The sequence below is a fragment of the Duganella flavida genome, assembly GCF_009857445.1.
Classification (GTDB): domain Bacteria; phylum Pseudomonadota; class Gammaproteobacteria; order Burkholderiales; family Burkholderiaceae_D; genus Rugamonas; species Rugamonas flavida.
Genome location: NZ_WWCN01000011.1, coordinates 142,675 through 168,176 on the forward strand (window position 1 = coordinate 142,675; position 25,502 = coordinate 168,176).

Annotated in this window: 24 protein-coding genes and 1 riboswitch; of the genes, 12 read left to right on the plus strand and 12 right to left on the minus strand. The window is 61.9% G+C overall.

Annotated features, from left to right (window positions below; all coding sequences use genetic code 11):
* Nucleotides 1-75: 75 nt before the first annotated feature.
* Nucleotides 76-1,896, plus strand: coding sequence for a DUF4153 domain-containing protein (locus tag GTP46_RS17940; RefSeq protein WP_161008002.1), 1,821 nt, complete (start codon nt 76-78; stop codon nt 1,894-1,896).
* 7 nt (nt 1,897-1,903) lie between these two features.
* On the opposite strand, the gene GTP46_RS17945 is transcribed toward GTP46_RS17940, so the two are convergent.
* Complete coding sequence (locus GTP46_RS17945; RefSeq protein WP_161008003.1) at nt 1,904-2,815, minus strand: LysR family transcriptional regulator; 912 nt, start codon at nt 2,813-2,815, stop codon at nt 1,904-1,906.
* 88 nt (nt 2,816-2,903) lie between these two features.
* Between GTP46_RS17945 and GTP46_RS17950 the strand changes: the two genes are divergently transcribed.
* Nucleotides 2,904-4,070 carry a mandelate racemase/muconate lactonizing enzyme family protein gene (locus GTP46_RS17950; protein ID WP_161008004.1) on the plus strand — a complete coding sequence of 389 codons (1,167 nt, stop codon included), beginning with the start codon at nt 2,904-2,906 and terminating at the stop codon, nt 4,068-4,070.
* On the opposite strand, the gene GTP46_RS17955 is transcribed toward GTP46_RS17950, so the two are convergent.
* On the minus strand, nt 4,071-5,060 hold the full coding sequence (locus GTP46_RS17955; protein ID WP_161008005.1) for a dipeptidase: 990 nt from the start codon (nt 5,058-5,060) through the stop codon (nt 4,071-4,073). It lies immediately after the preceding gene.
* A 109-nt stretch (nt 5,061-5,169) separates the two neighbouring features.
* Between GTP46_RS17955 and GTP46_RS17960 the strand changes: the two genes are divergently transcribed.
* Nucleotides 5,170-6,420, plus strand: coding sequence for a DEAD/DEAH box helicase (locus GTP46_RS17960; protein WP_161008006.1), 1,251 nt, complete (start codon nt 5,170-5,172; stop codon nt 6,418-6,420).
* Between the two features lie 5 nt (nt 6,421-6,425).
* Here GTP46_RS17960 and GTP46_RS17965 read toward each other — a convergent pair whose 3' ends face one another.
* On the minus strand, nt 6,426-7,370 hold the full coding sequence (locus GTP46_RS17965; protein ID WP_161008007.1) for a GlxA family transcriptional regulator: 945 nt from the start codon (nt 7,368-7,370) through the stop codon (nt 6,426-6,428).
* Nucleotides 7,371-7,468: 98 nt separating this feature from the next.
* Between GTP46_RS17965 and GTP46_RS17970 the strand changes: the two genes are divergently transcribed.
* Nucleotides 7,469-8,080: an isochorismatase family protein gene (locus tag GTP46_RS17970; protein ID WP_229259005.1), complete on the plus strand. Its 612-nt coding sequence runs from the start codon at nt 7,469-7,471 to the stop codon at nt 8,078-8,080.
* Here the strand turns inward: GTP46_RS17970 and GTP46_RS17975 are convergent.
* The 6 genes from GTP46_RS17975 to GTP46_RS18000 are packed head-to-tail and all read right to left on the minus strand — an operon-like array spanning nt 8,077 to nt 12,737.
* A complete protein-coding gene (locus GTP46_RS17975) occupies nt 8,077-8,424 on the minus strand; it encodes a translation initiation factor Sui1 (RefSeq protein WP_161008009.1) in 348 nt (115 codons plus the stop codon). The two genes, GTP46_RS17970 and GTP46_RS17975, sit on opposite strands and share 4 nt — an antisense overlap.
* Complete coding sequence (locus tag GTP46_RS17980; RefSeq protein WP_161008010.1) at nt 8,424-9,386, minus strand: nucleoside hydrolase; 963 nt, start codon at nt 9,384-9,386, stop codon at nt 8,424-8,426. The genes GTP46_RS17975 and GTP46_RS17980 overlap by 1 nt, the downstream gene beginning before the upstream one ends.
* 56 nt (nt 9,387-9,442) lie before the next feature.
* Nucleotides 9,443-10,099: a hypothetical protein gene (locus tag GTP46_RS17985; protein WP_161008011.1), complete on the minus strand. Its 657-nt coding sequence runs from the start codon at nt 10,097-10,099 to the stop codon at nt 9,443-9,445.
* The gene (locus tag GTP46_RS17990) at nt 10,096-11,064 is read right to left on the minus strand and encodes an MlaD family protein (RefSeq protein WP_161008012.1); all 969 of its coding nucleotides are present in this window, start codon (nt 11,062-11,064) and stop codon (nt 10,096-10,098) included. Before GTP46_RS17990 ends, GTP46_RS17985 begins: the two co-directional genes overlap by 4 nt.
* A 1-nt stretch (nt 11,065) precedes the next feature.
* Nucleotides 11,066-11,830 (minus strand): MlaE family ABC transporter permease, encoded by a 765-nt coding sequence (locus tag GTP46_RS17995; protein ID WP_161008013.1) that lies wholly within the window; start codon nt 11,828-11,830, stop codon nt 11,066-11,068.
* A gap of 40 nt (nt 11,831-11,870) precedes the next feature.
* Nucleotides 11,871-12,737 carry a LysR family transcriptional regulator gene (locus tag GTP46_RS18000; RefSeq protein WP_161008014.1) on the minus strand — a complete coding sequence of 289 codons (867 nt, stop codon included), beginning with the start codon at nt 12,735-12,737 and terminating at the stop codon, nt 11,871-11,873.
* A gap of 87 nt (nt 12,738-12,824) precedes the next feature.
* Between GTP46_RS18000 and GTP46_RS18005 the strand changes: the two genes are divergently transcribed.
* Nucleotides 12,825-14,210 carry an MFS transporter gene (locus tag GTP46_RS18005; RefSeq protein WP_161008015.1) on the plus strand — a complete coding sequence of 462 codons (1,386 nt, stop codon included), beginning with the start codon at nt 12,825-12,827 and terminating at the stop codon, nt 14,208-14,210.
* 60 nt (nt 14,211-14,270) lie between these two features.
* On the opposite strand, the gene ribB is transcribed toward GTP46_RS18005, so the two are convergent.
* Nucleotides 14,271-14,930, minus strand: a complete 660-nt coding sequence (ribB, locus tag GTP46_RS18010; protein ID WP_161008016.1) for a 3,4-dihydroxy-2-butanone-4-phosphate synthase — start codon at nt 14,928-14,930, stop codon at nt 14,271-14,273.
* A gap of 94 nt (nt 14,931-15,024) precedes the next feature.
* Nucleotides 15,025-15,156: riboswitch (FMN riboswitch) on the minus strand.
* Between the two features lie 101 nt (nt 15,157-15,257).
* Between ribB and GTP46_RS18015 the strand changes: the two genes are divergently transcribed.
* Entirely contained in the window at nt 15,258-18,077 is a 2,820-nt protein-coding gene (locus GTP46_RS18015) for a M16 family metallopeptidase (protein WP_161008017.1), read from the plus strand.
* A gap of 9 nt (nt 18,078-18,086) precedes the next feature.
* Nucleotides 18,087-18,287: a hypothetical protein gene (locus tag GTP46_RS18020; protein ID WP_161008018.1), complete on the plus strand. Its 201-nt coding sequence runs from the start codon at nt 18,087-18,089 to the stop codon at nt 18,285-18,287.
* 3 nt (nt 18,288-18,290) lie between these two features.
* Here GTP46_RS18020 and GTP46_RS18025 read toward each other — a convergent pair whose 3' ends face one another.
* Nucleotides 18,291-18,701 carry a VOC family protein gene (locus tag GTP46_RS18025; RefSeq protein ID WP_161008019.1) on the minus strand — a complete coding sequence of 137 codons (411 nt, stop codon included), beginning with the start codon at nt 18,699-18,701 and terminating at the stop codon, nt 18,291-18,293.
* Between the two features lie 68 nt (nt 18,702-18,769).
* On the opposite strand from GTP46_RS18025, the gene GTP46_RS18030 reads away from it, so the two are divergent.
* From GTP46_RS18030 to GTP46_RS18040, 3 genes are read left to right on the plus strand one after another with little or no spacing between them, the layout of a single operon-like run.
* Nucleotides 18,770-20,215, plus strand: coding sequence for a cytochrome P450 (locus GTP46_RS18030; RefSeq protein ID WP_229259006.1), 1,446 nt, complete (start codon nt 18,770-18,772; stop codon nt 20,213-20,215).
* A 13-nt stretch (nt 20,216-20,228) separates the two neighbouring features.
* A complete protein-coding gene (locus GTP46_RS18035) occupies nt 20,229-20,756 on the plus strand; it encodes an SRPBCC family protein (protein ID WP_161008020.1) in 528 nt (175 codons plus the stop codon).
* Nucleotides 20,757-20,793: 37 nt separating this feature from the next.
* Nucleotides 20,794-21,216 carry a hypothetical protein gene (locus tag GTP46_RS18040; RefSeq protein ID WP_229259012.1) on the plus strand — a complete coding sequence of 141 codons (423 nt, stop codon included), beginning with the start codon at nt 20,794-20,796 and terminating at the stop codon, nt 21,214-21,216.
* On the opposite strand, the gene GTP46_RS18045 is transcribed toward GTP46_RS18040, so the two are convergent.
* Nucleotides 21,213-22,271, minus strand: a complete 1,059-nt coding sequence (locus GTP46_RS18045; RefSeq protein WP_161008021.1) for an AraC family transcriptional regulator — start codon at nt 22,269-22,271, stop codon at nt 21,213-21,215. The genes GTP46_RS18040 and GTP46_RS18045 overlap by 4 nt on opposite strands.
* Before the next feature lie 76 nt (nt 22,272-22,347).
* Here GTP46_RS18045 and GTP46_RS18050 point away from each other — a divergent pair, with 76 nt between their 5' ends.
* Nucleotides 22,348-23,937, plus strand: coding sequence for an FAD-binding oxidoreductase (locus GTP46_RS18050; RefSeq protein ID WP_161008022.1), 1,590 nt, complete (start codon nt 22,348-22,350; stop codon nt 23,935-23,937).
* A complete protein-coding gene (locus GTP46_RS18055; RefSeq protein ID WP_161008023.1) occupies nt 23,934-25,493 on the plus strand; it encodes a glycerol-3-phosphate dehydrogenase/oxidase in 1,560 nt (519 codons plus the stop codon). The genes GTP46_RS18050 and GTP46_RS18055 overlap by 4 nt, the downstream gene beginning before the upstream one ends.
* Nucleotides 25,494-25,502 lie beyond the last annotated feature (9 nt).

The window sequence follows — 25,502 nt, forward strand, 5'->3', positions numbered from 1 at the left end:
ATAGCGCCTCCACGCCTGCACGGTCATCCATGCTAAATTATTAAAATAATTGAATAGGCAACCGTGGACGGGACAATGGAGACAAACGAGATCGCACTGGAGACGCAAGTCAGCCGCAAGGTGATGGCGGCGCGGCTGGCCATTGGGCTGGTTCAGGGACTGCTGCTGTATTGGCTGTACGCCGCCGCCCGTGACCTGGTGTGGCCTGCCACCGCGCCATATGTGATGGTGCCGTTGATGATGGTGCTGCTGATACTGCCGGTGCTGCTGATCTCCAGTCTTGGCCACCTCAAGCCGAGCCAGGCGGCGGTCTGGCTGATGGTGGCGCTGGCTGTGTTGCTGCTCCTGTCGTTCCATGACGCGTGGCGCGGCATGAATTCGCATCCCTTGCTGAACAACTGGGAGCAGAAGCCGTTTTACTCGCCGTCGGAACTGCTGGTGTTTTTCAGCGTCGTGTTTTTTTTCATCGCGCATACCCTGGTGCTGGCCGGTACGCAGGAGGGCCGGCGCATCGCCAGTTACAACACCTACTTCGAAACGGCATGGAAGCTGGCTATACAACTGTTGTTTTCAGCGTTCTTCGTCGGCTTGCTGTTCGTCGTGCTGTTCATGGGCGCGGAGTTGTTCATGCTGGTGAAGCTGGAATTCCTGCGCAAGCTGCTGCAGGAATCCTGGTTCAATGTGCCGGTGATTTGCACCGCCTTCTCCTGCGCCCTGCACGTGACGGACGTGCGGCCTGCTATCGTGCGCGGCATCCGTACCTTGCTGCTGGTGCTGATGTCGTGGATTTTGCCGGTGGCCGTGGTGCTGGTGACGGGCTTCCTTTGCGCGCTGCCATTCACCGGTTTGACGGCGCTATGGGAGACGCGCCACGCCACTTCGGTGCTGTTGACGGCTGCGGCGGTGCTGCTGGTGCTAATCAACGCGGCGTTCCAGAATGGCGAGGCGGTAGTGGCCTTGCCGTTGCGCGTGGGGGCGCGCACGGCGGCAATCTTGATCCTGCCGGTGATCGCGGTCGGCGTCTACGCGCTGGGACTGCGGGTAGCGCAATATGGCTGGACGTCGGACCGGGTGATCGCTGCGGCTTGCCTGCTGGTGGCGGCGTTCTACGCCATTGGTTATTTGTGGGCTGCGTATCAGTACGACACGTGGCTGCTACTAGTCAGCGTCGTCAACGTGTGGGCTTCCTTTTTGGTGCTGGCAGTGCTGCTGGCTTTATTTACGCCGATTGCCGATCCGGCGCGTATCGGCGTAAATAATCAGATGGCGCGGCTGGCGAACGGTAAAACTGCTGCCGCCAAATTCGATTTCCGCTATCTGCGATTTGAGGGCGGGCGTTATGGGCAGGAGGCATTGGAGGCGCTGAAGCAGCGCAGCAGCGGGCCCGATGCCGAGTTGCTACGGCGCGAAGCCGCCGCCGTGCTGGCGCTGGCGCCGAAGGATCGCTGGATGCTGCCCAAGAAATTCACTGCACCGGTTTCGGTTGCCGCGAACCTGAGCGTCTGGCCTGCGGGTGTGCAGCTGCCGGCCAGCTTCCTCGCCCAGGAATGGGAGCTGACGCCGGACGATCAAAAGCCCGGATGCCTGAGCCGCAAGGAAGCCAAGTGCGACGCCATCGTGCTCGATGCGGATGGCGATGGCAAGCCTGAAGTACTGCTGGTGGAACAAGAGCGCGGCAATGCTGGCTATCTATTTGCAGAGGCGAGCGATGGCAAGTGGATCGTCGCTGCATCCGTGAGTTATCGCGAAACCGCCTGCAAGCCGCTGGTGGAAAAACTGCGCAAGGGCGAATTCAGTTTCGTCGCTCCGCGTTTCAAGGAGCTGGATGTCGGTGGGCGGCGGGTCACGTTCGATAACACGAACTTGCCGGTACCGGAGTGCAGCACGATTAAGTAACAGCGCCTTAAGGGCGTGGCGCAGTTGCTGCCGGTATGCTCGCCACCAGAAAATCGATAAAGGCGCGGACGCGGGCCGGTTGTTGTTGGCGGCTCGGGTAGTAGGCGTACAGGTTGGCCGAGGGCAGGGTATAGTCGGGCAGGACGACTTGCAGGCGTCCGCTGTCCAGATATTTCGCCGCGTCCCACTCGGAGCGCAGCAGGATGCCGTGGCCGTCCAGCGCCCAGCCCAATACCACGTCGCCGTCGTTGCTGGACAGGCTGCCGTGTACTTTCACAGTTTCGTGCTTGCGGCCTTTTTGCAGCTTCCATGTGCTGTAGCTGTCGTCGTTTTGCCGGTGCAGGATGCAGCGGTGCTGCGTTAAGTCCTGCGCCGTGTGTGGCGTGCCATTGCGCTTCAAATAGCCCGGCGAGGCGCACAGGTAGCGATGGTTGGACAAAATCTTGCGCGCGCCCAGCCGCGTATCGGGCAGCTCGCCGAAACGGATGCCCAGATCGTAAGCGTCTTCCACCAGGTTGATGGCGCGATCGGTCAGCTGCAACTGTACTTCCACCTCCGGATAGCGCCGCGCGAACGCCGACACCAGCGGCGCTATGGTGGTGCGGCCGAAGCCCAGCGTGGCGTTCACCCGCAACAGCCCCTTGGGCGCCGCGCGGCTGCTCGACACTGATTCCTCCATGTCGCGGATGTCGGCCAATATGCGTGTGGCTTGCGTCAGGTAGGTTTCGCCCTCACTGGTCAGGCTTACACGGCGCGTGGTGCGGTTCAGCAGGCGCACGCCGAGGCGCTGCTCCATCAGCATCAGCCGCTTGGTGACGGCCGGCGGCGTCAATCCCAGTTCGCGCGCGGTAGCGGCCAGGCTACCCAGCTTTGCCAGCTGCACAAAGAACGACAGCTCAGAGGTGATATCGTTATTCACTTGAAGTTAATAAAGGAATGAATTTTAGTGAATTATACGACTATCTTTCAAGAGTAAGCTGTGGTCATTGTTCAACGGAGACCGCATCATGAAAATCGTCGAGATTCGCGAAAAAACCATCCCTATCAGTTCCCCGATCCGCAACGCTTACATCGATTTCAGTAAAATGACGCTGAGCCTGGTGGCAGTCGTCACTGACGTTATCCGCGATGGCAAACCGGTAGTCGGCTACGGTTTTAATTCGAATGGCCGCTACGGGCAGGGAAAATTGATGCGCGAGCGTTTCATCCCGCGCATCCTCGAAGCGGATCCGTTTTCGTTGCTGAACGACGATGGCACCAATCTTGATCCACACAAAGTGTGGGACTGCATGTTCACCAACGAGAAACCGGGCGGCCACGGCGAACGATCGGTCGCCATCGGCACCATCGATATGGCGATCTGGGATGCGGTGGCGAAGATCGATCGCAAGCCGCTGTTCCAGCTGCTGGCAGAGCGTTACGGCAGCGGCACGCCGGACCGCAAGGTGTTCGTCTACGCCGCCGGTGGTTATTACTATCCGGGCCAGAGCCACGACGCGCTGAAAGACGAAATGCGCAGCTACATCGATCGCGGCTACACGGTGGTGAAGAAAAAAATCGGCGGCGCTTCGCTGGACGAAGACCTGCGCCGCATCGACTCGATCCTGAGCGTGTTGGGCGACGGCCAGAAGCTGGCGGTGGACGCCAATGGCCGCTTTGATCTGGACACCGCCGTCAAATACGCCAAGGCGCTGTCGCAGTACGATTTGTTCTGGTACGAGGAAGCGGGCGATCCGCTGGACTTCGAACTGCAAGCCACACTGCGCAACTACTACGATAAACCGATGGCCACCGGCGAGAACCTGTTCTCGATGCAGGACGCGCGCAACCTGATACGCTACGGCGGCATGCGCGCAGACCGTGACTGGCTGCAGTTCGATTGCGCGTTGAGTTACGGTCTGGTGGAGTGCCTGCGCACACTGGACATGTTGCACCAACACGGCTGGTCGCGCACACGCTGCATTCCGCACGGCGGCCACCAGATGTCGCTGAATATTGCGGCCGGCCTGGGGTTGGGCGGCAATGAGTCCTACCCGGACCTGTTCCAGCCGTTCGGCGGTTTTCCGGATGGCGTGAAAGTCGATAACGGCTATATCACCATGCCGGAACTGGTGGGCATCGGCTTTGAGGGCAAGTCGAATCTCTACAGCGAGATGCAGGCCCTCAGCGCGTAACTACGCGGCTTTGGCCAGTGCCTGCGGGCCGTTCCACACTTGCTGCGCCACGCGCATCATGTTGCGGCCCAAGACCAGTTCTACTTCGTTGTCGCTCATGCCGACCTTGCGCAGCGCGGACGGCAGTTCACGCCACACTTCCGGCGGCGTGAAGCTCGGCGGATGGTTCATGTCGTAGCCGGCGGAGGCAGGCCACCAGTGCGATGGATCGAATTCGCCCGGTGGCGTGTCATCCAGGTCGGATTGCTGGAAGCAGAGATCCAGCCCGATGCCGACGTGCTTTACGCCCACCAGGTTGGCGATATAGGCTGCATGGCGCGCTACATCCTCGGCACACGGCTGCTCGCTGCCGAGGAAGAAGGACAGGCCGGACACGCACACCACGCCGCCGGTACCGGCGCAGGCGCGAATCTGTTCGTCGGTGACGTTGCGGCCGTGCTGCACCAGCGTGTACGGATTGGCGTGGCTGAAGATCACCGGCTGCGACGAGGTGTTCATGATTTCGAGGCTGCATAGGCGGCCCGTGTGCGAGCAGTCCATCAGGATGCCGTTATCGTTCACCGCTTCCACCATGCGATGGCCGAGCGGCGTCAGGCCGCGCGACACGTCATGGCAGCCGTCGGCCACGCTGTTGTTACGGTTGTAGGCGAAGTGGATCTGCCGTACACCCAGCTGCGCATACAGCGCCACCATGTCCGGCTGGTCCAGCAGCGGCATTGAACCTTCAAGATCGAAGCTGATGGCCATGCGGCCGTCGGCGGCAGCTTGAATGATATCGTCCACGCTGGACACCAGCACGTAGCGGTCGGGATCCGCCGCGATGGTGGCGCGGTAGCCGGCAATTACCGACATCACTTGCGACACCGGATTCATATCCGCACCCACATTCAGCGAGACATAATTGACGCCGGAAGCGTGCAACCGGCGCACCGGCGTAAAGTCGGCCAGCGGATGTTGCGGCAGGCAAGCGTGGGCGTCCCAATTGATCATGATCGTCAGCGTGATGGAAAAGGCTATATTCCCATGAATTGGCTGCGGAGGGCAAATTTGCCGCATGCTTTATACTGGCGGCTTTTCACCCGTTTATCCGAAGGCCGACATGTCTTTTTCTACGCTGGGCCTCGCACCCTCACTGCTTAACGCCATCACCGAAATCGGTTATCAGGAGCCCACGGCCATCCAGAGCGCCGCGATTCCCGCTATCCTGCGCGGCGAGGATGTGCTGGGGGCTGCGCAAACCGGCTCTGGCAAGACGGCGGCATTTGCGCTACCTCTGCTGCAATCGCTGCTCGATAAGCGCGGCAGCCATCGCCAGTTGCATGGCCTGATCCTGGTGCCGACGCGCGAACTGGCGTCGCAGGTGGCGGATGCGATTCGCTTGCTGGTGTCGCATTTGCCGACCACGCTGAAGGTGCAGGTGGTGTTTGGCGGCGTGTCGATCAATCCACAAATGCTGGCGCTGCGCGGCGGTACGGATATCCTGGTCGCCACGCCGGGACGCCTGCTGGACCTGATCGATCATAACGCGGTGAAGATTTCGCAGACGGCCATGCTGGTGCTGGATGAGGCGGACCGCCTGCTGGATATGGGCTTTAGCGAGGAACTGAACCGCATTCTCGAACTGCTGCCGAAGCAGCGCCAGAACCTGTTCTTCTCAGCGACTTTCCCGTCGGCGGTGCAGAAGCTGGCGGATAGTCTGCTGAACAAGCCAACGCGTATCGAGGTGCCCGCCGAGGAGGGCAACAAGCCGGATATCGCGCAGCGTGCCATTCAGGTGGATGTAGCGCGCCGTACCATGCTGCTCAAGCACCTGATCCTGGAGCACAAGTGGCGTGGTGTGATGGTGTTCGTCGCTACCAAGTATGCTTCTGACCTCGTGGCCGATAAACTGAATCGCAACGGCATTCACGCGGCATCCTTCCACGGTGAGCTAAGCCAGGGCGCGCGCACCCAGACGCTGACCGATTTCCGCTCCGGTTATTTGCAGGTACTGGTGGCGACTGACGTGGCGGCGCGCGGGATCGACATTGCGCGTTTGCCGGCAGTGGTGAACTACGATTTGCCGCGTTCCGCCGTCGATTACACGCACCGCATTGGCCGTACTGGCCGGGCAGGCGAGAGCGGCGTGGCGATCAGCTTTATCACTGCAGAAGCGGAGCAGCATTTCCGCCTGATCGAGAAGCGCCAGAACCATCGCGTGGCGCGCGAAGTCATCGCCGGTTTTGAGCCGACCGAGCTTGCGCCGGTGGTCAGCGCCGTTACCGATGTGGAGAACGGCGGTATCAAGGGTAAGCGCAAGAGCAAGAAGGACAAGCTGCGCGAAGCCGCCGCAGCTGCCGCCGGCGAATAAGCCGCTCAGCCGCCGCTGGCGCGGAACTGGCGGCGATAGACGGACGGCGACGTACGCAGCGCGGTGCGAAAGTGCTGGCGTAGCGACATCGCCGAACCGAAACCCGCTTCCTGCGCCACGACTTCAATCGACACATCGCTGGTCTCCAGTAACCGCTGCGCATGCGCCACGCGCTGGTTGAGCAGCCACTGTTTGAACGAGGTGCCGGTGGCGTCGCGGAAGTGGCGCGTGAAATTACGGCGGCTCATGACTGCACGCGTGGCCAGCGCATCGATGCTGTGATCATCGGCCAGATGCCGGTTGACCCAGTTAAGCACTTGCGCAAAGCGATCGTCGCTGCCGCTGACCGGCACCGGGCGTTCAATGAATTGCGCCTGCCCGCCTTGCCGGTGCGGCGCCACCACCAGCTGCCGCGCCACGTGATTGGCCGCCTCCGCGCCGCACAGCTGACGTAGCAGGTGCAGGCAGCAATCCAGTCCCGCCGCCACGCCGGCGGACGTCAGTACATCATCATCCACATACAGCACTTCGCGGTCCACGCAGACCGTGGGGTGGCGCTTGGCCAAAGCATCCGCAAACTGCCAGTGGGTGGTGGCGCGGCGGCCGTCCAGCAGGCCCGCTTCCGCTAGTGGAAAAGCGCCGAGGCACAGGCCGACGATACGCGCGCCGCGCTTGTGTGCACGCTTTAGTGCCTGCAGCAGGGCCTCTGGCGCGGGACGGCAATCGTCATGCCAGGTCGGCAGGATGACGATATCGGCGCGGCTTAAGGCCTGCAAGCTATGTGGAACAGCGATATCGAAGCCGCCGGTGGTGCGCAATGGCGACGGATCGCCCGAGCAGATTTTCAGCTCGAACCCTGCATCGCTGAACACCATGCCGGGCACGGACAGATGGAAGGGCGTGATGCCGTCGAAGGCAATCACTGCGATCTTGTAGCGGAAAGTAGTCATGGCCCGATTATATCGTTTGTATGCCTTCGGGCCGCTGTCGATCGGCGGCGTGGAAGCGCACAATGTCTCTCATCGTAACCCAATACAGGAGAAACACCATGCGCCGTGCCCTGATCGTCGTTGATGTGCAAAACGAATACTTCACTGGCAATATGAGGATCGAATACCCGCCGGTGGCGGTTTCGCTGCCGAATATCACGCGCGCGATGGATGCAGCCCGCGCCGCAGATATTCCGGTAGTGGTGGTGCAGCATGATGCGCCGGAGGACTCGCCGATATTCGCCAAGGGCTCGCCGTCATGGCAATTGCACGAGGAAGTGGCGAAGCGTTCGGCCAATCACCACATCAACAAAGTCCAGGCCAGCGTGTTCACCGGCACCGATCTGGCGCAGTGGGTCGCCGACAACGGCATCGATACGCTGGCCATCGTCGGTTACATGACGCACAACTGCGACGCAGCCACTATTTTCGAAGCGGCGCACCAAGGATTATCGGTGGAGTTTTTGTCGGATGCCGGCGGTTCGCCGTCCTACGAAAACGCGGCCGGCAAGGCCAGCGCGGAAGAGATACACCGCGTGTTCAGCACTGTGTTCCATTCCGGCTTTGCGGCCGTCGCCAGCACGGAAGAGTGGATTACCGCTGCACGCGAAGGCAAGGCGCTGGAGCGCGACAATGTTTACCTGTCGGTCCAGCGCACCTTAAAAGCTTAACCGCCGACGCGCTTCGGTTTGTGGCCGAGTTTCGTCAGCTCGGCCATCACGCGCTCGCAGTGGTCGCCCTGGATTTCGAGCACACCATCCTTGACGGTGCCGCCGGAACCGCAAGCGCTGCGCAGCTGTTTTCCGAGCGTCGCCAGTTCGTCGGCAGCCAACGGTAGGCCGCGCACCAGTGTGACGGTCTTGCCGCCACGTCCCTTGGATTCGCGCGACACCTTGATGTTGCCGTCGCCGGCCGGTTTGGCCTTGGAGGCCGCTTTGCAGGTGCAGTCGCTGAGCGGCTTGCGGCAGTCCGGGCACATGCGGCCCGTTTCGGTGGAGTAGACGAGTGCCATCATTAATCTTTCAATAGTCGCGGCATCAGGATGTCGAAGAAACGCTTCTGGTCCGAGGCCAGGCATACGTTGGCGTTCGGTGTGCCGGGCTGCTCGCGCGTGTAGCCTTCGTTATCGACTACGATCCGTAGTGGCGTGGTTGGACACACGGAAGGATCGATCATCCACGCCACCGGCACCACATCGAACAGGGATGGCATATTGCTGGACCACGGCTGGTAGGCATCAATCCACTGATGGTAGAGCAGCGCCAGTTGGTCGGTGACCGCAGAGCCGTGGCCGAGCAGGGCATTGCGTTCCACTTCATCGAGGCGGATCTGGGTTGAATCCACTGGCATCATCACAATCGGCACGCCGGAGGTGAACAACTTTTGCGCGCTGGCGATATCGGACACGATGTTGTACTCCTTGTCGGCCGGGCGGGATGGCACGTACTGCGACTTGCGGTAACCGCTGCGCACCGAGCCTCCCATCATGGCGACCTGTTTCATCTTGCCGAAGGTGGCGGCGTCGCGTTGGATGGCCACACCGACATTGGTCAGCGGGCCGAGGGCCAGCAGCGTGATCTCGCCCGGCTGGCGCTTGATCTGCTCCAGCATGAAATCGACCGCATCGATTTTGGCCGGCAACTGGCCGCGCTGCGCATAGCGCGCCTGTGTGAACGGCTGCGGATTGCCGGTAGTGCGGATGCCTTGCGCTACCGGGATGCGGCTATGGCCAGTCTCGCGCAGCATGCGTTCCAGCAATTGCGCGCGCAGTGCGGTGTCGCCCCATGCGGTGGTGATGCCGACGATCTCAATCTCAGGACTTTGCAGCAGCAGGCCGAGGGAGAAGGCGTCGTCGATGTCGTCGCCGATGTCCATGTCGACGATGACCTTTTGCGGCGCGGCCTGCGCCAGCACGGCGCACGACAGCGCCAGTACGGAAAACAGCCCGCGCAATGGGCGGGCGAACGGGTAAGCCATGTCTATCCTTGACGCGTTGAAGCGTGGATTTTACAGGATACGGTGCCCGGTTGCCGTCAGCCGCCGACCAGCGCCATGCGGCGTTTGATGCGCTGGGCTTCGGCAGTGTCTCCGGCTTGTTCGGCGCGTATGGCTTGCACGCCCAGCCATGCCAGCAGCGGCCGGCGCCAGCCTTGGGCGGAGGCTGTGTCCACGGCATCTGCCAACAGTTGCGGCGTGGCGTGGCCGGCCCGCAGCAGCACGCCGCTGGCGACCAGCCGGGAAAGCGGATCAGTGATGGCTAGCACCGCGCTAGACGCCGCCATGTCGGTGGCGGCGGCGGCCACTGCCCGATGCGCTTCCGGCAGCAGCGCGATATCCGGCGCGGCTCCGCTGGGCAGGCGGCCAGCGAGGTAGGTGGCGTAGGCGCGGTCGGCGGGGCTGGCGTCGACGGCCACTTTGTCGTAGACGGCGCAGTCTTCGAATACCAGCGAGGCTACGCGTGCGGCGCAGCGGATCAGTTCCGCGCGAATGATCAGGTCTACTTTGCCGGTGCTGGCCAGTGCCTCGCGGGCACGCGCCGATTCAGCGGCTTCCACGCGCGCATTGCCTTCCATGTAGGCCGCTGTTGCGCGCTCGATGCTGCTGTGTGCATTCATCTGCCAGTCTGGCACGGGCGGATTGTTGCCGCAGCCGGCCAGCAGCAACGTGGCGATAACGATGGTCCTCTTCATGGCAATTTGATCTCCATGTCGCGCTTGAACGGCCACTTGCGGTTGATTTCATTCACTAGCTGCTCCACCCGCCGCAAGCTGCTTTCCACCTCGCCGCGCAACGTACCCAGGTCCTCCGTGGCTTCCTTGGTATTCGATGCTACTGCCTGCGCCTCGACCAACACTGCATCCATTTTCTTCAGCGAGTTGCGCGCATCAGCCAGCAGACCGTTAAGCTGCCGGATGGTGGCTTGTGCATCCGTCGCCACACCCGCCGGACCGAAGACCCGCTCGTCGGCGTGGCCGATCAGGCTATCCGCCTTGGCGGCCAGCGCATTTACTGTGACCAGCAATGTGTTGGCGCGCTCCGTCAACTGCTGCGCGCCTTTGTCGTCGCCGGCGATCAGGCCCATGGCGCCGTGCGGGCCATTGAGCTTGCCGGTCACGCCGGCCACGTTGGCCAGTGACGCGGCCAGCGCCGAATTCTCCGCCGTCAGGTCGTTCAGGTTTTGCAGCAGATCCCTGGCTGCCGCCAGCAGACGTGGAATCTCCGCCGCTGAGTCGCCCACCAGCAGCGTGCGCGCCGCGCCATCTTCCAATGGCGGATCGGCGGGAATGCCGGTGAAAGCGCGCAGCTTGGCGCCGCCCACCAGTCCTCGCTCCAACGTGAAGATGCTGGAGCTGCGAAGCCAATGGGCGTCCTGGCGCGGCACATCTACCACCAAGCGCGCCTTGCCTTCCGGGCTCAATTCGATGCGCCGCACGCGGCCTATGGGAAAGCCGGCGAAGGTCACGTCCATGCCCACCACCACACCCTCGGAATCGTCGGCCTGCAAGATCAGCGTCTGCGTCGATTCGAAGGCGCCGCGCGCATACAGCAGATACAGCGCCGAACCAAGCACCAGCGCCACCATCAGCACCAGCAGCACGGCAGCCTTGAATTCGGCATTGTGTACCGGTGCGGTTTCATGTTCCTGTTCTGTCATATCAGTAGTAATTCCCCATGAGCGAAGCGACTTCGATCAGCAGCATCAAGCCAAACACCCGGACCATGTCCGCCAGACCGTGCGAGATGCGGTTCGAGGTTGCCATCGGTATCAGCCCGACCGCAAAGCTGAAGAATACAATCTTCAGCACCAGTATCAGCGTGACCGCAGGATTGAACACCTGTCCGACCACGCGCGTGTAGCCGGCCAACGCCCATGGCGTGAAGCCGTACAGCGAAAGATAAGCCAGGATCAGCGTCAGCACGCAGCTGACTGCCGCCAGCATCCACACCGCAAACACGCCGGCCGCCACGCGCGGGAAAAAATCGCGATGCAGTTCGCCACCGCTGGCAGCACTCGCTGCATGACGGCTCTGCGCCAGTTCCAGGCCTGCGGGCAGGGTGGTGCGCAAAGCGACGAAGGCGGCGGCGGTCAGGGGAATCAGCTCCAGCACCAGCACGCGCACCACCATCTCCAGCGCAAAGCGCGACAGGCCGTAGCTCTGCGAGGTCACCACCACAATCCGGATCAGCACCAGGCTCACCAGCGCGGACAGCACGCCAAACCAGGCCAGGTTGGACACAGTATCCGTCACCAGGTGGCGAGCGAGGATGGGACGCTGCGCGCGACCGTAGCTGGCCGGCGTTAGCGCCATGGAAAACATCAGCACCGCAAAATGCAGCAGCCGCCACCAGCCGTGCAGCGCGGTGACAACGCCTTGGTGCAGTCTTTGCAGGATGCCCGGTGTGGATGCTTGCGTATTCATGTTGGCATATTAGCACCGCCGCGAATCCGGCGGTCACACGCTATTTCTCCGGGAAGCTGGCGATGATGGCGTCGGCCGCCGCGCGTACCCGGGCGCTGCGGCTTAAATCGCTATGCATCACCAGCCAGGCGTCATACTGGTCCACGCGTTCGGGCCAGATGCGCACCAGCCGCTTGTCGCCGTCGGCCATGTGGCATGGCAGTTCGGCCATGCCGATACCTTGCCGCGCCGCTTCCAGCATCGCCATTCCGCTGTTGACCTCTAACGCCACGCGGGCGTTGTGCACCGGTTCGAGGCAAAGCTTTTCCTGATGACGCGGCGCGACCGAAGCCTGGTAGATGATGATGTCATGGCCTGCCAGACCATTGCCTTGTTGCGGCATGCCTTGCGCCTTCAGGTAGCCAGGCGTGGCGTACAAACCCATGCTGCGTTTGGCCAGGTGGCGCGAAATCAGGTCAGGGCTGGTCGGTTTGAGCGTGCGCACCGCAAGATCAGCCTCGCGTCGCGTCAGGCTGGTGATTTCGGTGCCGGTAGTGAGCACGATGCGGATGTCTGGATGCTGCTTGTGCAGCCGCTGCATGGCGCCGATCACGAAGTGCGCGGCCATCGTGTCCGAGGTGGTGACGCGCACCACGCCGGACAGGCGATTGTCGATGCCCTGCATCTCGCGCTGGAACTGCAGCGCCGCGTGTTCCATTTTCTCTGCGGCGTGGACTGCCATTTCACCGGCCGGCGTGGCCATGTAGCCGGACGGCGTACGCAGGAACAGGCGCGCGCCGAGCGAGGTTTCCAGGGCGTTGAGTCGGCGGCCGACGGTGGCCTGGTCGATATCGAGCGACGCGGCGGCCGAGCGCAGCGTGCCTTTACGGTAGATGGCGAGGAAGATGCGGGCGTTATCCCAGTCCATGAGGGGCTCCAGCGTGATGCATTTTTGCATCAGAGTGCTGATGTTATGCGTATTTACTGCATCACGCAAGCGGCCTACCATGTGCGCATGAATACATCTACTGTAACGGCGCCGGTTCGCCATGTGCCTCCTTTGTTGATGCTGATGACGCTGGCCATCGGCTTTGTGATGGCGATGATCGATGTCACTGCGGTGAATACTGCGCTGTCCGACATTTCTGTCAGCCTGTCGGTGCCGCTCACTGGTTTGGTGTGGGTGGTAGACGGCTACACGCTGACTTTTGCCGCGCTGCTGATGGCGGGTGGCGCGCTGGCTGACCGTTTGGGGCCGAAGGCTGTCTATCAGGGCGGCTTGAGCGTGTTCATACTCGGTTCGATATTGTGTGCGGTGGCACCGAGCGGTCATGCGCTGATTGCGGCGCGTTTGCTGCAAGGCGCGGGTGCGGCGTTGTTCATGCCGAGTTCTTTGAGTTTGCTGACGCATGCTTATGAAGACCAGGCCACGCGGGCGCGCATGCTGGGCACGTGGTCGGCGATTGTCGGCTGTTCGTCTGCGGCGGGGCCGCTGGTGGGCGGTTTGCTGGTGCACGAATTTGGCTGGCGCAGTGTGTTCTGGGTGAATGTGCCGATTGGGTTGCTGGGCATTGTGCTGACGCAGGTGCTGGCGCCAGCTACGTCGCGGCATGAGCGCGATTTGTCGATGTGGAGCCATGCGCTGGGCGTGGCGGCGTTGGCTGCGCTGAGTTTTGTGCTGATTGAAGGGCCGGCGCTGGGCTGGACATCGGTGGCGGTGCTGGGTGCTGCGGTAGTGGCGCTGCTGGCGGCCGTGCTGCTGGTGCGTAGGGAGCGGTCCGGCGCGCATCCTTTACTGCCCAAGGCGTTGTTCGAAACGCCGGCGTTTGCGGCGGCGAATGGCGTGGGCTTTTTGATTAATTTTGCGGTGTTTGGGCAGTTGTTCTTATTGAGTTTATTCATTCAGCAGGGTGGGGCGGATGCGCTGCAGACTGGCATCAAGCTGATACCGATGATGGCGGCTTTCGCGGTGGGTAATTTGACGTCGGGGCGGATTACGTCGCGCGTAGGAACGCGGCCGCCGATGATGTATGGCTTGATGGCCGGCTTGGCGATGGCGGTATTGATGCTGGTTGGCCTGCGCCCGGATACGCCTTACTGGTTGCTGGTGATGGCGGCGGTGGTGATGAATGTCGCCATCGGGATTGCGATTCCGGGGATGACGGCGACGGTCATGCTGGTAGCGGGGAAGGAGCACGCTAACAGCGCCGCTGCGGCGCTGAACGCCAACCGGCAGATCGGTGCGCTGGTTGGCGTGGCGATGATGGGCACTGTGATGCACGTTGCGCCGTCATGGGCAACGCGGCTGCCGATGGCGTTCACTTTGATCGCAGCGGCGTATGCAGGCGCGTTATGCCTGGTCTACCGCTACGTCAAACCCGCACTGCCACGCGGGGTCTGACCCCGTACGGGGTCAGACCCCTAAGCGGTCAAGCTGGCGTCGTGGCTAAAGCATGTGGGTTTAGATGCCGTGCTTTTTACGCCATTCGATCATTTCGGCGATGGTCAGGATAGGCATTTGGTGCAGTTCTGCGAAGCGCTCGATATCGGCGCCGCGCATCATGGTGCCGTCCGGGTTCATTAGTTCGCACAGCACGGCCGACGGGTTCAGACCCGCCATCGTCGACAAATCCACCGAACCTTCGGTGTGGCCTTTGCGCGCCAATACGCCGCCCGGCGTCGCACGTAATGGGAACACGTGGCCCGGATGTACCAGGTCCGACGGCTTGGCATTGGCCGCCGTCGCTGCGCGGATGGTGGTTACGCGGTCGGCAGCCGACACGCCAGTGGTCACGCCTTCGCGCGCTTCGATCGACACCGTGAACGGCGTGCCATAGCGGCTGCCGTTATTCGCGGCCATCATCGGCAATTCCAGTTCACGCACTTTGTCTGCGCTCAGGCACAGGCACACGATGCCGCTGCATTCGCGGATCATCATGGCCATCGTTTGCACGGTTATTTTTTCAGCGGCGACGATCAGGTCCGCTTCGTTCTCACGGTCGAAATCATCAAGCAAGATGACCGGCACGCCGGCGCGCATGGCTTGCAGCGCCGCGTGGATGCGGCCTTCCAGATCATCGGATACGATGGAGTAGGGGGATACTGCGGTTTGGTCCAGCATAGTGAAACGCTCCTTGTAAAAGTCAGGAACGCGACAGGGCAAGCGAATACGCGCAGCCAGCCGCGCCAAAATGGCGAGCAGGATGCGTTCAAGCGCACATCTTCTTTCATCCGGACTTTAACCGTCGGCCCTGGAATTACACCAGATCTGCGCATTACTGCGCTCGCGGGCTTAGTTGGGTAACTTTACCGCCGGTGGGGAATTACACCCCGCCCCGAAGACGTTGTTAGTACCTGCCAGGCGGCAGGCAGCAAGGATTCTAGCCTAAATTGAGAAATTCGGTGTATGGTAGCTATTCTCTAAAATTCCAAGTATCCGGAGACGAAGTTGACCAACCTGCGTATTTTGTCCGGCGCTGTACTTCTGGCGTGTACTTTCCTGGCGCAAGCCGACGATCTCCCCCCACTGAAGCTGAGCGACACAATTCCAGTTGGTCCGCAGGTTAAGGTTGGTAAATTGGCCAATGGCCTGACTTACTACATCCAGAAGAACGGCCGTCCTGAGAACAAGCTGGAACTGCGGCTGGTGGTCAAGGCAGGCTCCATCCTCGAAGACGCCGATCAGCAAGGCCTGGCACACTTCACCGAACACATGGCGTTTAACGGCTCCACGCACTTCAAGCGCAATGAGCTGGTATCGTATTTGCAATCGATCGGCGTGAAGTTCGGCGCGGACCTCAACGCCTACACCAGCTTCGACGAAACCGTCTACATCCTGCCGATACCTACGGAGAAAAAGGAGGTCGTTGAGCAGGGCTTCCAGGTGCTGGAAGACTGGGCCCACGGCCTGTCGTTTAACGACGAGGATATCGATAGCGAACGCGGTATCGTGCTGGAAGAGCTGCGCCTCGGTAAAGGCGTGGACGACCGCATGAACAAGATCGTGCTGCCCAAGGTGTTGAACGGCTCGCGCTACGCCGAGCGTATGCCGATCGGTAAAGAGGACATTCTCAAGACCTTCAAATACGACGCCATCAAGCGCTTCTACCGCGACTGGTACCGGCCGGACCTGATGGCGGTGGTGGCAGTTGGCGACATCGAGCCGGCCGAGGCGCAGCGCCTGATTGAGCAGCATTTCAGCAAGTTGAAAAATCCAGCCAAGCCGCGCCCGCGTGAATACGCGAAGATCCCGGAGCGTCAGGATTCCGAAGGCATCGTCTTCACCGACAAGGAAGTCAGCGCCAATACGGTCTACATCCGCTACCCGATCCAATTACGGCCGACCGACGATACGATCGGCGATTATCGCCAGAAGCTGATCGAGGGTATGTACAGTTTTATCCTCAGCCAGCGCATGTATGAGTTGACGCAGCAAGCCAACCCGCCGTTCCTGCAAGGCGGTAGCGGCATGAACAAGATCGTACGCGGCTATCGTTCCTTCGGCGCTGGCGCAGTGCTGGGCAAGGGCGGCGTCACGCCGGCCATCAATGCGCTGGTGGAGGAAGATCAGCGCGCGCGCCAGTACGGCTTTACCACGTCGGAAGTGGAGCGCGCCAAGAAGGGCATGCTGCGCAACTATGAACGCATGTACAACGAACGTGACAAGTCCGATTCGTCCGGCTATGCGGCGGAGTACATCCGCAATTTCCTCGAACAGGAATCCATTCCCGGCACCGCCGCCGAATACCGCTACGCGACAGAACTGATACCGGGCATTACGCTGCAAGAAGTGAATGCCGCCGCGCGCGCCGCCATTCCGGAAAACCAGAGCAAGCTGGTAATTTACGCTGGCGTCGACAAACCGGGCGTGGTCCAGCCCAAGGCCAATGAACTGGTGGGCATCGCCAGCGCAGCGGAGAAGATTGCCGTCCAGCCGCTGGCGGACAAGGTCTATGCAACGCAGCTGATGCCTAGTTTGCCCAAGGCCGGCAGCATCGTCAGCGAAACTGTCGACGCCAAAATCGGCACCACGCAGCTCACGCTCAGTAACGGCGTGAAGGTGGTGCTCAAGCCGACCGATTTTAATAACGACCAGGTGATCCTCGGTGGCTTGCGTTACGGCGGCTGGTCGCTGCTGCCGGATAGCGATGTCTTCGCGGCGCACTATGCCAGCAGCATCGTCGGCCAGATGGGCGTGTTGAACTACTCGCCCAACGATCTGGTAAAAGTCCTGGCAGGGAAGAGCGTCAGCTCCAGCGCCAGTGTCAGCTCGCTCAATGAATCGGTGGGCGGCAGCTCCGGCAGCACCGACGTGGAAGCCATGCTGCAATTGGTCTACTTGCAGATGACGCAGCCGCGCAAGGACGTGGCCATCTACAGCGCCTATGTGGACCGCCAGCGCGAACTGGCGCAGAACAATCTGGCGCGGCCGGAATCGGTGTTCTACGATACCGTCACCGCTACGCTGTACAACAACAGCCCGCGCGTGCTGCGCGCCGCCAAACCGGCCGACTTCGACCAGCTGGCGCTGGACCGCGTGCTCGATATCTATAACAGCCGCATGTCCAGTGCGCGCGACTTCACCTTCTTCATCGTCGGCAGTTTTGACGTGGAGAAGATTAAGCCGCTGATCGCGACTTACCTGGCCAGCTTGCCGGTGGGTGAGATTCCGGTGGCCTTCAAGGATGAAGGCGTGCGGCCGATCAAGGGCGTAGTCAAGAAAGAGGTGCATGCCGGCTCAGAGCCGAAGAGCACCATTTCGCTGTCCTTCACCGGCGACATTGAGTACTCGCGCGCCGCGCGCATGCGCATGCAGGCGCTGGTCGAGGTCATGAACATCAAGCTGATTGAAACGCTGCGCGAGAAGATGGGCGCGATGTACAGCGGCGGCATGAGCGGTTCCATGAGCCGCATCCCGTACGGGAATTACGCCATCAACGCCAGCCTGCCGTGCGCGCCGGAGAACGTGGACAAGGTGCTGACCGCGACTTTTGCCGAAATCGAGAAGATCAAACAGAACGGCGCGGAAGAGGCGGACCTGAACAAGGTGAAGACGGCATGGATCAAGAGCTACCGGAAAGGTATGCGCGAAAACGGCTATTGGATGGCGTCCCTGCAGAATGCCTTCTTCAACAATAACAATCCAGAGGATATACTGACGTACGAGTCGCGCGTGAACGGTTTGACCGTGGCGGACCTGAAAGAGGCCGCGCAGCGTTACTTTGACACGAATAACTACCTGCAGGTAGTGCTGTACCCTGAGAAGTAAGGAGTCATCATGGCAAAGAAAAAGGAAGAAGTGGATCCAGAAACCCTGGAGCTGATTAACTGGTGCATCGAAGTGGAGGGCTTCCTGGTAAAAGGCGGCGCGACGCTGGAACAGGCGCAGGAGCACATCGAGGAACAGGTGGAGTGGTTCACCGACCAGTTCTATGAAGGGCTGACGCCCGAGGAAGCGGCCAAGGAAGCCTTGGCTTAAATCTTAATCCGGCTGTGCGCCGTGGTGTTCATCATGGCATACGACGCACAGCTTATTCCCCTCCGGGTCGCGGAAGTAAGCGCCGTAATAATTGGCGTGGTACTGCGGCCTCAGTCCCGGCGCGCCTTCACAGACGCCGCCATGCTCGCGCGCTGCTGCATAGGCGCGATCCACCATTTCCCTCGACGTTGCCATCAGTGCCAGCATTTGGCCGTTGCCGCATGCCGCCGGCTGGTTGTCGTACGGCGCACCGATGATGAACAGCGGCCGGATGCCTTCCGCCGGCTGCCACGCCGCCCACGGCCGGTGGTGGTCGATAAAACGCTGGCGCGCGCCAAGTTCCGCCATCAAGGCGCTGTAGAACGGCAGTGTCTCCTCGAAGTTGTTAATTCCCACATAAACGTGCGACAGCATTGCGTCCTCCGGCGAGTGAGTATATCGTCAACATTTGGAGATATAGTGTACGCGGAGACGAGCACAATATGGAAAAAAACATCATGGAACTGACCCCGGGCATGGCGCCGCCAACGCGCAGCATTCCAGACCTGCCGGGCCCCAAAGGCCGGCCGCTGCTGGGGAATGTGCGCGAGATCCGCGCCCGGCCTTTTCACCAGGTGCTGGAAGACTGGGCGCGCGAGCATGGGCCGATGTACCGCTTCCGTATCATGCGCAGGCAGATGCTGGCGTTTTCCGACCGTGAGCTGATCGGCCAGATGCTGCGCGACCGGCCGGACGTGCTGCGCCGCTCGACCCGTTCGGCCGACATGCTGAATGAAGTCGGCACGCGCGGCCTGTTCACCGCCGAGGGCGAGGATTGGCGCCGTCAGCGCAAGCTGGTGATGCGGGCGCTGACGCCGGAGGTGATTCATAATTTCTTCCCCACGCTGGCGGCGATGACGGACCGCCTGCGGCTGCGCTGGGACAAGGCGCTTGCCGCCGGCCAGTCGGTGGATGTGCTGCGTGACCTGAAAGCCTACACGCTGGATGTGACCATCGGGCTGGCGATGGGACAGGACATCAACACGCTGGAGCTGGAGGAGCATCCGCTGCAGCGCGATATCGAGTTTCTCTTCAAACTGGTGGCGCGCCGTTTGACCACGCCGTTTGCTTACTGGCGCGTGCCGGTGCTCAAGCGCGCGCAGGATCACGAGGCCACGGCGGCGTCGGCGCGCATTCAGCAGGCCATCTTTGGCTTTATTGCGGACGCGCGCAAGCGCATCGCGGACAATCCGGCCTTGCGCCAGAAGCCATCCAATATGCTGGAAGCGCTGATCGTAGCGCGCGATGAACCGGATTCCGGCTTCACCGATGAAGAAGTGGTGGGCAATGCCATCACGATGGTGTTTGCGGGCGAGGATACGACCTCCAACACGATGGCGTGGCTGCTCGAATTTTTAGGCGATCATCCGCAAGCCGCCGCCCGCATGGCGGAAGAGTCGCGGCAGGTGCTGGGCGAACGCGCCGTGCTGGATGACTACCACTTGCTGGATCAGCTCAAGTACATCGACGCCGCCACGCGCGAAGCCATGCGCCTCAAGCCGGTGGCGCCGTTCATGGCGGCGGAGGCCAATCAGGATGTGGTGCTGGGCGATCTGGCCGTGCCGGCGGGGACGGTAATCTTCCTGCTGCTGCGCCATGCGTCCGAGCGCGATTGCGAGTTGGCGCAGCCGGACCGCTTCATGCCGGATCGCTGGCTGGAAGCAGCGAACGGGCAGGGTGATGATCCGGGCCGCAAGCTGTATCCGTTCGGCGCCGGGCCGCGTTTCTGCCCGGGGCGTTACCTGGCGATGGCGGAGATTAAGATGGCGATGTCCATGCTGATGCGGCATTTTGCGCTGGAGCGCGTGCCCGGTGCGCCGTCGGCGAACGAGTGCTTCACCTTCACCATGACGCCGGATGCGCTGCCGGTGCGGCTGGTGCGTCCATAAAAAGGAAGAGATCATGTTCAGGAAAATCATCATCGGCTTGTCGGTATTGATTCTGATTGTGCTGGCGGTGGCGGCCATGCAGCCGGCGACCTACAGCGTTACGCGCAGCATTGCGATCAAGGCGCCGGCGGAGCGCATCCAGCCGCTGATCAGCGATTTCCACAACTGGACGCTATGGTCGCCATGGGAAAAGCTGGATCCAGCCATGAAGCGCACCTACAGTGGTGCGACCAAGGATCTGGGCGCGGTCTATGCTTGGGAAGGGAACAAGAATGTGGGCAGCGGCCGCATGGAGGTAATCAGCCTGACGCAGCCGGCCAAGGTTGGCATCAAGCTGGATTTCTATGCGCCGATGGCGTCGAGCGCGATGACCGACTTTGTGCTGGATACAAAAAATGACACTACGACCGTCACCTGGACCATGTCCGGCAAGACCGACTTCGCGGCCAAGCTGATGACCATTTTCGTGAGCATGGATAGCATGATCGCGCCGGATTTTGAGCGTGGCCTGTCGCAGATGAAGGCGGTGGCGGAAAAATAAGCGGAGGTGTGCGATGCGGATGCGATGCTTGGCATTGATGCTGGCGCTGGCAGGCGCGTTGGCGCAGGCGGCGGCGCCTGAGGCGTCGTCCGAGATGCCGCTGCGGTCCGATCATCCGCTGATCGGCACATGGCGCATCACACTGCCGGATGGTTCCTGCAGCGAGACCTACCGCGTCCGCGCCGACGGCACCACGCTGGTGTTCAGCCGCGAGGAGGTGGCGGAATCGGTCTTCACTATTAGCGACCAGCCGGACAAGGACGGTTTCTACGAGGAGACCGATACCATCGTCAAGGACAACGGCAAGCGCGATTGCAGCGGCGAGGTCACCGCGCCCGGCAAGCCGATCACCAATTACCTGCAATTCCACCCCAGCGGCAACCTGTTCGTGATGTGCGTGGAGCGCAGCCTTGACCGCTGCATCGGCCCCTTCATCCGCGTGCGCGGCAAAGCGATTTAGCTATTGCGGTAGGCGCCGGGATTCATGCCAGCCCATTCCTTGAACGCGTGATTAAACGCGCTCTGTTCCTGGTAGCCGAGCAGGAACGCGATGTCGATCAGGCTCAGTTCCGGGCGCCGCAGGTAATCCTTGGCCAGCGCAAAGCGCGCCTGGTCCAGCACCTGCTGGAAGGTGGCGCCGGCTTCGCTTAACTTGCGCTGCAAGGTGCGCGGCGAGAGTTTCAGTTCATCGGCAATCGTGGCGAGGCGCACCTGCCCATGCGACAGCCGCGCCACGATGGCGGCATGCACTTGCTGTGTAATCGCTGGTTGCGCTGGTTGCGCTGGTTGCGCCGGTTGCGCCGTTTGATTGGCGGCGCGTTGTTGCAGCAGCTGTTCCGCGTGCTGCTGCAGAACCGGGTACAGGCTGACGTCTGCATTCGGCACCGGCCACGTTAGCAGGGCGGCATTGAAGCTGGCGACGTTGGCTTCCGCGTTGAAGACGGGCAGGTCGCCCAGCACGCGCGCATATTCGTCGCGCAGTTCTGGCGGACCGCCGTCGTGCATCAGCCGCAGTTCGTTGGCCGGCAGCGTAATCCCGGCCAGCCAGTTGCTGAATACCCGGATGCCGGAGAACACGCTGTCCGCCAGATGGCGCTGCGCGCTGCTGTAATTGCTGTGCCACGTATAGTGGGCAAGGTCGTCGTCAATGGTGATGCTGGAGCGGCCCAGGTCATGCGCCAGCTGCTCGTAGCGCATGGTTTGTTCGAACACTTGGCCGAAGTCGCGGCAGCTCAGCAAAATCAAGCCATACACGGTGTAGTTGCCAAGCTTGACGCACTGGCCCACGTGCAAGCCGAAATGCGGATCGTTGGCCAGGTCGGCGGCGATGTCGAGCAGGCGCACGTAGTCGTCGGCGGCCAGGGATTCCGGCAGCGGCTCCAGCGTGCCGGCCGGCAGATGGGCCGCTTGCTCCAACGCTTGCGCCGTCACCCCGCGCTGGGCGGCGGCTTCTAGTAAAGGCTGAAGATAAGAGCCCGCCACGCGGCTGGCATGATCGAACAAGGCTGGTGTCATGAATGCGCAATACCGGCGAGCGGCATTGTTTTAATCTCAGGGGCTGGATACTCAGTATAACGGAGATGGCATAACTATGAGACGCTGGAACGGTTGGGGAGACGATGCAGTGGAGTTTGCGCTGAACGATGAGGCGTTAGCTTTTCTCGCGCAGCGCGTTGGTGCGGGCAAGCCGGCGGCGGATGCCGGCTATGAGCAGGCCTGCGCGCAGATTCAGGAATCGCGCCTGCCGCCGCATCGCCTGATCGACACTTCGCCCGAGGTCCGGCTGCGCAATGCGCTGGGCCAGAGTTTGCCGGACTGGCTGCGTTTGCGCTATGGCGTGATCGGTGCGGCACCGGATGGCGTAGCCTATCCGGAGAGCGCGCAGGATGTGCGCGATCTGCTCGATTACGCGCAGCAGTTTGGGGTGGCCTTGATCCCTCAGGGCGGTGGCACCAGTGTGGCCGGGCATCTGACAGCACCCGCTGGATTGCCGTCGTTGACTGTGAATATGACGCGCATGCGGCAGCTGCTGTATCTCGACACCGAGTCGCAGCTGGCGACATTTGGTGCGGGCGTGCTGGGACCTGATCTGGAAGCACAGCTGCGCGCGCGCGGCTACACGCTGGGCCATTTCCCGCAATCGTTTGAATATTCCACCTTGGGCGGCTGGGTCGCGGCGCGTTCGTCGGGCCAGCAGTCCTTGCGCTATGGGCGCATTGAGCAGATGTTCCGCGGCGGCTCGCTGGAGACGCCATCGGGCACGCTGCATCTGCCGACTTTCCCGGCATCGGCGGCGGGGCCGGATTTGCGCGAGATAGTGCTGGGCTCCGAGGGGCGTCTCGGCATTTTGACCGAGGCCACGGTGCGCGTGACGCCGGTGCCGGCGTATGAGGCGTTTCATGCGGTGTTCTTCCCAGATTGGCGTTCGGCGGAGACGGCGGTGCGGCAGATCGTGCAAGCCGGTTTGTCGCTGTCGATGCTGCGGTTGTCGAATCCTTTGGAGACCACGACGATGCTGGCGCTGGCCGGCCATAAGAAATTGATTGGACTATTGGAAGGCTACTTGTCGCTGCGTGGCTGCAAGGAGGGCAAGTGCATGCTGATGATAGGCGTGAGCGGCCGCAAGTCGCTGGCGCGGACGGCCTTGCGCGAGGCGCTGGCTTTGACTTTGCCGCAAGGCGGCGTGCACGTGGGCCGCTACATGGGCGACAAATGGAAACAGAACCGCTTCCGCAATGTCTATCTGCGCAATGCTGCGTGGTCGCATGGTTATGCCATCGATACGGTGGAGACGGCGGTTGATTGGCCGCGTGTGGAGATCATGATGCGATCGGTGGAGGCGGCGGCGAATGCGGCGCTGGGTGCGCACGGAGAACAGGTGCATACGTACACGCACTTGTCGCACCTGTATGCGCAGGGCGCCAGTGTTTATACGACCTTTGTGTATCGCCTGGCCGGTGATTATGAGTCGGATCTGGCGCGCTGGAAGTCGCTGAAGAAGGCGGTGTCGATGGCGATTGTGGAGAATGGCGGGACCATCAGCCATCAGCATGGCGTCGGTTCGGACCACGCGCCGTACCTGGCGGCGGAGAAGGGGCAGTTGGGGATATCGTCGCTGCGGGCCTTGTTTGAGCATGTGGATCCGCAGGGGATTATGAATCCTGGGAAGCTGCTGCCATGAGCAGGCAGGTGGCGCTGGCCGGGCCTTGGGACCTGGTCGTGATCGGCGGCGGGATTACCGGCGCAGGTATTTTGCTGGAGGCGGCGCGACGCGGTTTGCGTGTGCTGCTGGTGGAGCAGCGTGATTTTGCGTGGGGCACGTCGAGCAGGTCTTCAAAGCTGGTGCATGGCGGCTTACGGTATTTGAAGGAAGGCCAATTCGGCCTGACGCGCGAGTCGGTGCATGAGCGCGAGCACTTGCTACAGCAGGCGGCGGGTTTGGTGGAGCCGCAGAGTTTTGCGTTCGGCGATTATGTGGGGCGCAAGCCGGGCAAGCGGGCGTTTTTGGTCGGACTCGCGATTTATGATCGCATGGCGGGCCAGCGTGGGCGGCACTATTTCGAGCGCGATGAGTTTGTGGTGATGGCGCCGAATGTGGCGACCAAGGGCCTGCAAGGCGGCATGGTCTACACGGATGCCAAGACTGACGATGCGCGCTTGGTGCTGCGCGTGCTGCAAGAAGCACGTAAGCACGGCGGCGTCGCCGTCAACTACATGGCTGTTGAATCGCTGCTGCACGAAGGCGAGGCTGGCAACGTGTGCGGCGTGCGACTGCGCGACGGCTTGGGCGGCGCGCAGCACGAGGTTCGCGCGCGGCTGGTAATCAGCGCGACGGGTGCATGGGCCGACCGCTTGCGCGCGACCGAGGGTGCTGGACATCGCCTGCGGCCTTTGCGCGGAAGTCATCTGGTGCTGCCGGCGTGGCGGCTGCCGCTGGCGCAGGCGATTAGTTTGATGCACCCGGTGGATGGCCGCCCGGTGTTTGCCTATCCTTGGGAAGGCGTTACGCTGGTTGGCACGACGGACGTCGACCACGCCGACGACCTGTCACGCGAAGCGGCCATCACGCGCGCGGAATGCGATTACCTGATGGCCGCCTTGCGCACCCAATTCCCGCAACTGAACCTGACCGACGACGACATCATCGCCACCTACGCCGGCGTGCGTCCCGTGATCGACAGCGGCCAAGCCGATCCCTCCAAAGAAACGCGTGACCACGCATTGTGGCTGGAACACGGCCTGCTTACCGTCACCGGCGGCAAGCTGACCACCTTCCGCGTGATCGCACTTGATGCACTCAAGCTGGCGGCCACACGTCTCCCGGAGCTGCAAGGGCAACTGACGCCGCAGCCGGTGTTCGCCGCCGCACCGCCGCTGCGCTACACGCCCGAACTCCCGCCCGGCCAGGCGCAGCGCCTGCAAGGCCGTTACGGGGCGGCAGCGCAAGCGCTGGTCGATGCCGCGCAAGCCGGCGAACTCGCATATATCCGCGGCACCGAAACCATCTGGGCGCAGCTGCGCTGGGCCGCGCGCAAGGAAGACGTGTGCAAGCTGGAAGACCTGCTGCTGCGCCGCACCCGCATCGGCATCCAGCTGCGCGGCGGCGGCATTGACATCCTGCCGCGCATCCGCAGCATCTGCCAGCTGGAACTCGGCTGGAGCGATGAGCGATGGGACGCTGAGCAAACAGACTACCTGGCCCTGTGGACCACGCATTACAATTTACCAAAACAATAACGAGACATC

Bases quoted from the DNA above. Each gene is read 5' to 3' on its own strand.
- GTP46_RS18050 (WP_161008022.1), top strand. From the start codon at position 22,348: ATGAGACGCTGGAACGGTTGGGGAGACGATGCAGTGGAGTTTGCGCTG.
- GTP46_RS17960 (WP_161008006.1), top strand. From the start codon at position 5,170: ATGTCTTTTTCTACGCTGGGCCTCGCACCCTCACTGCTTAACGCCATC.
- GTP46_RS18055 (WP_161008023.1), top strand. From the start codon at position 23,934: ATGAGCAGGCAGGTGGCGCTGGCCGGGCCTTGGGACCTGGTCGTGATC.
- GTP46_RS18025 (WP_161008019.1), bottom strand. From the start codon at position 18,701: ATGCTGTCGCACGTTTATGTGGGAATTAACAACTTCGAGGAGACACTG.
- GTP46_RS17965 (WP_161008007.1), bottom strand. From the start codon at position 7,370: ATGACTACTTTCCGCTACAAGATCGCAGTGATTGCCTTCGACGGCATC.
- GTP46_RS17980 (WP_161008010.1), bottom strand. From the start codon at position 9,386: ATGGCTTACCCGTTCGCCCGCCCATTGCGCGGGCTGTTTTCCGTACTG.
- GTP46_RS18035 (WP_161008020.1), top strand. From the start codon at position 20,229: ATGTTCAGGAAAATCATCATCGGCTTGTCGGTATTGATTCTGATTGTG.
- GTP46_RS18040 (WP_229259012.1), top strand. From the start codon at position 20,794: ATGCTGGCGCTGGCAGGCGCGTTGGCGCAGGCGGCGGCGCCTGAGGCG.
- GTP46_RS18030 (WP_229259006.1), top strand. From the start codon at position 18,770: ATGGAAAAAAACATCATGGAACTGACCCCGGGCATGGCGCCGCCAACG.
- GTP46_RS17985 (WP_161008011.1), bottom strand. From the start codon at position 10,099: ATGAAGAGGACCATCGTTATCGCCACGTTGCTGCTGGCCGGCTGCGGC.
- GTP46_RS17955 (WP_161008005.1), bottom strand. From the start codon at position 5,060: ATGATCAATTGGGACGCCCACGCTTGCCTGCCGCAACATCCGCTGGCC.
- GTP46_RS17970 (WP_229259005.1), top strand. From the start codon at position 7,469: ATGCGCCGTGCCCTGATCGTCGTTGATGTGCAAAACGAATACTTCACT.
- ribB (WP_161008016.1), bottom strand. From the start codon at position 14,930: ATGCTGGACCAAACCGCAGTATCCCCCTACTCCATCGTATCCGATGAT.
- GTP46_RS17990 (WP_161008012.1), bottom strand. From the start codon at position 11,064: ATGACAGAACAGGAACATGAAACCGCACCGGTACACAATGCCGAATTC.
- GTP46_RS17940 (WP_161008002.1), top strand. From the start codon at position 76: ATGGAGACAAACGAGATCGCACTGGAGACGCAAGTCAGCCGCAAGGTG.
- GTP46_RS18045 (WP_161008021.1), bottom strand. From the start codon at position 22,271: ATGACACCAGCCTTGTTCGATCATGCCAGCCGCGTGGCGGGCTCTTAT.
- GTP46_RS18000 (WP_161008014.1), bottom strand. From the start codon at position 12,737: ATGGACTGGGATAACGCCCGCATCTTCCTCGCCATCTACCGTAAAGGC.
- GTP46_RS17975 (WP_161008009.1), bottom strand. From the start codon at position 8,424: ATGATGGCACTCGTCTACTCCACCGAAACGGGCCGCATGTGCCCGGAC.
- GTP46_RS17995 (WP_161008013.1), bottom strand. From the start codon at position 11,830: ATGAATACGCAAGCATCCACACCGGGCATCCTGCAAAGACTGCACCAA.
- GTP46_RS17950 (WP_161008004.1), top strand. From the start codon at position 2,904: ATGAAAATCGTCGAGATTCGCGAAAAAACCATCCCTATCAGTTCCCCG.
- GTP46_RS18005 (WP_161008015.1), top strand. From the start codon at position 12,825: ATGAATACATCTACTGTAACGGCGCCGGTTCGCCATGTGCCTCCTTTG.
- GTP46_RS18020 (WP_161008018.1), top strand. From the start codon at position 18,087: ATGGCAAAGAAAAAGGAAGAAGTGGATCCAGAAACCCTGGAGCTGATT.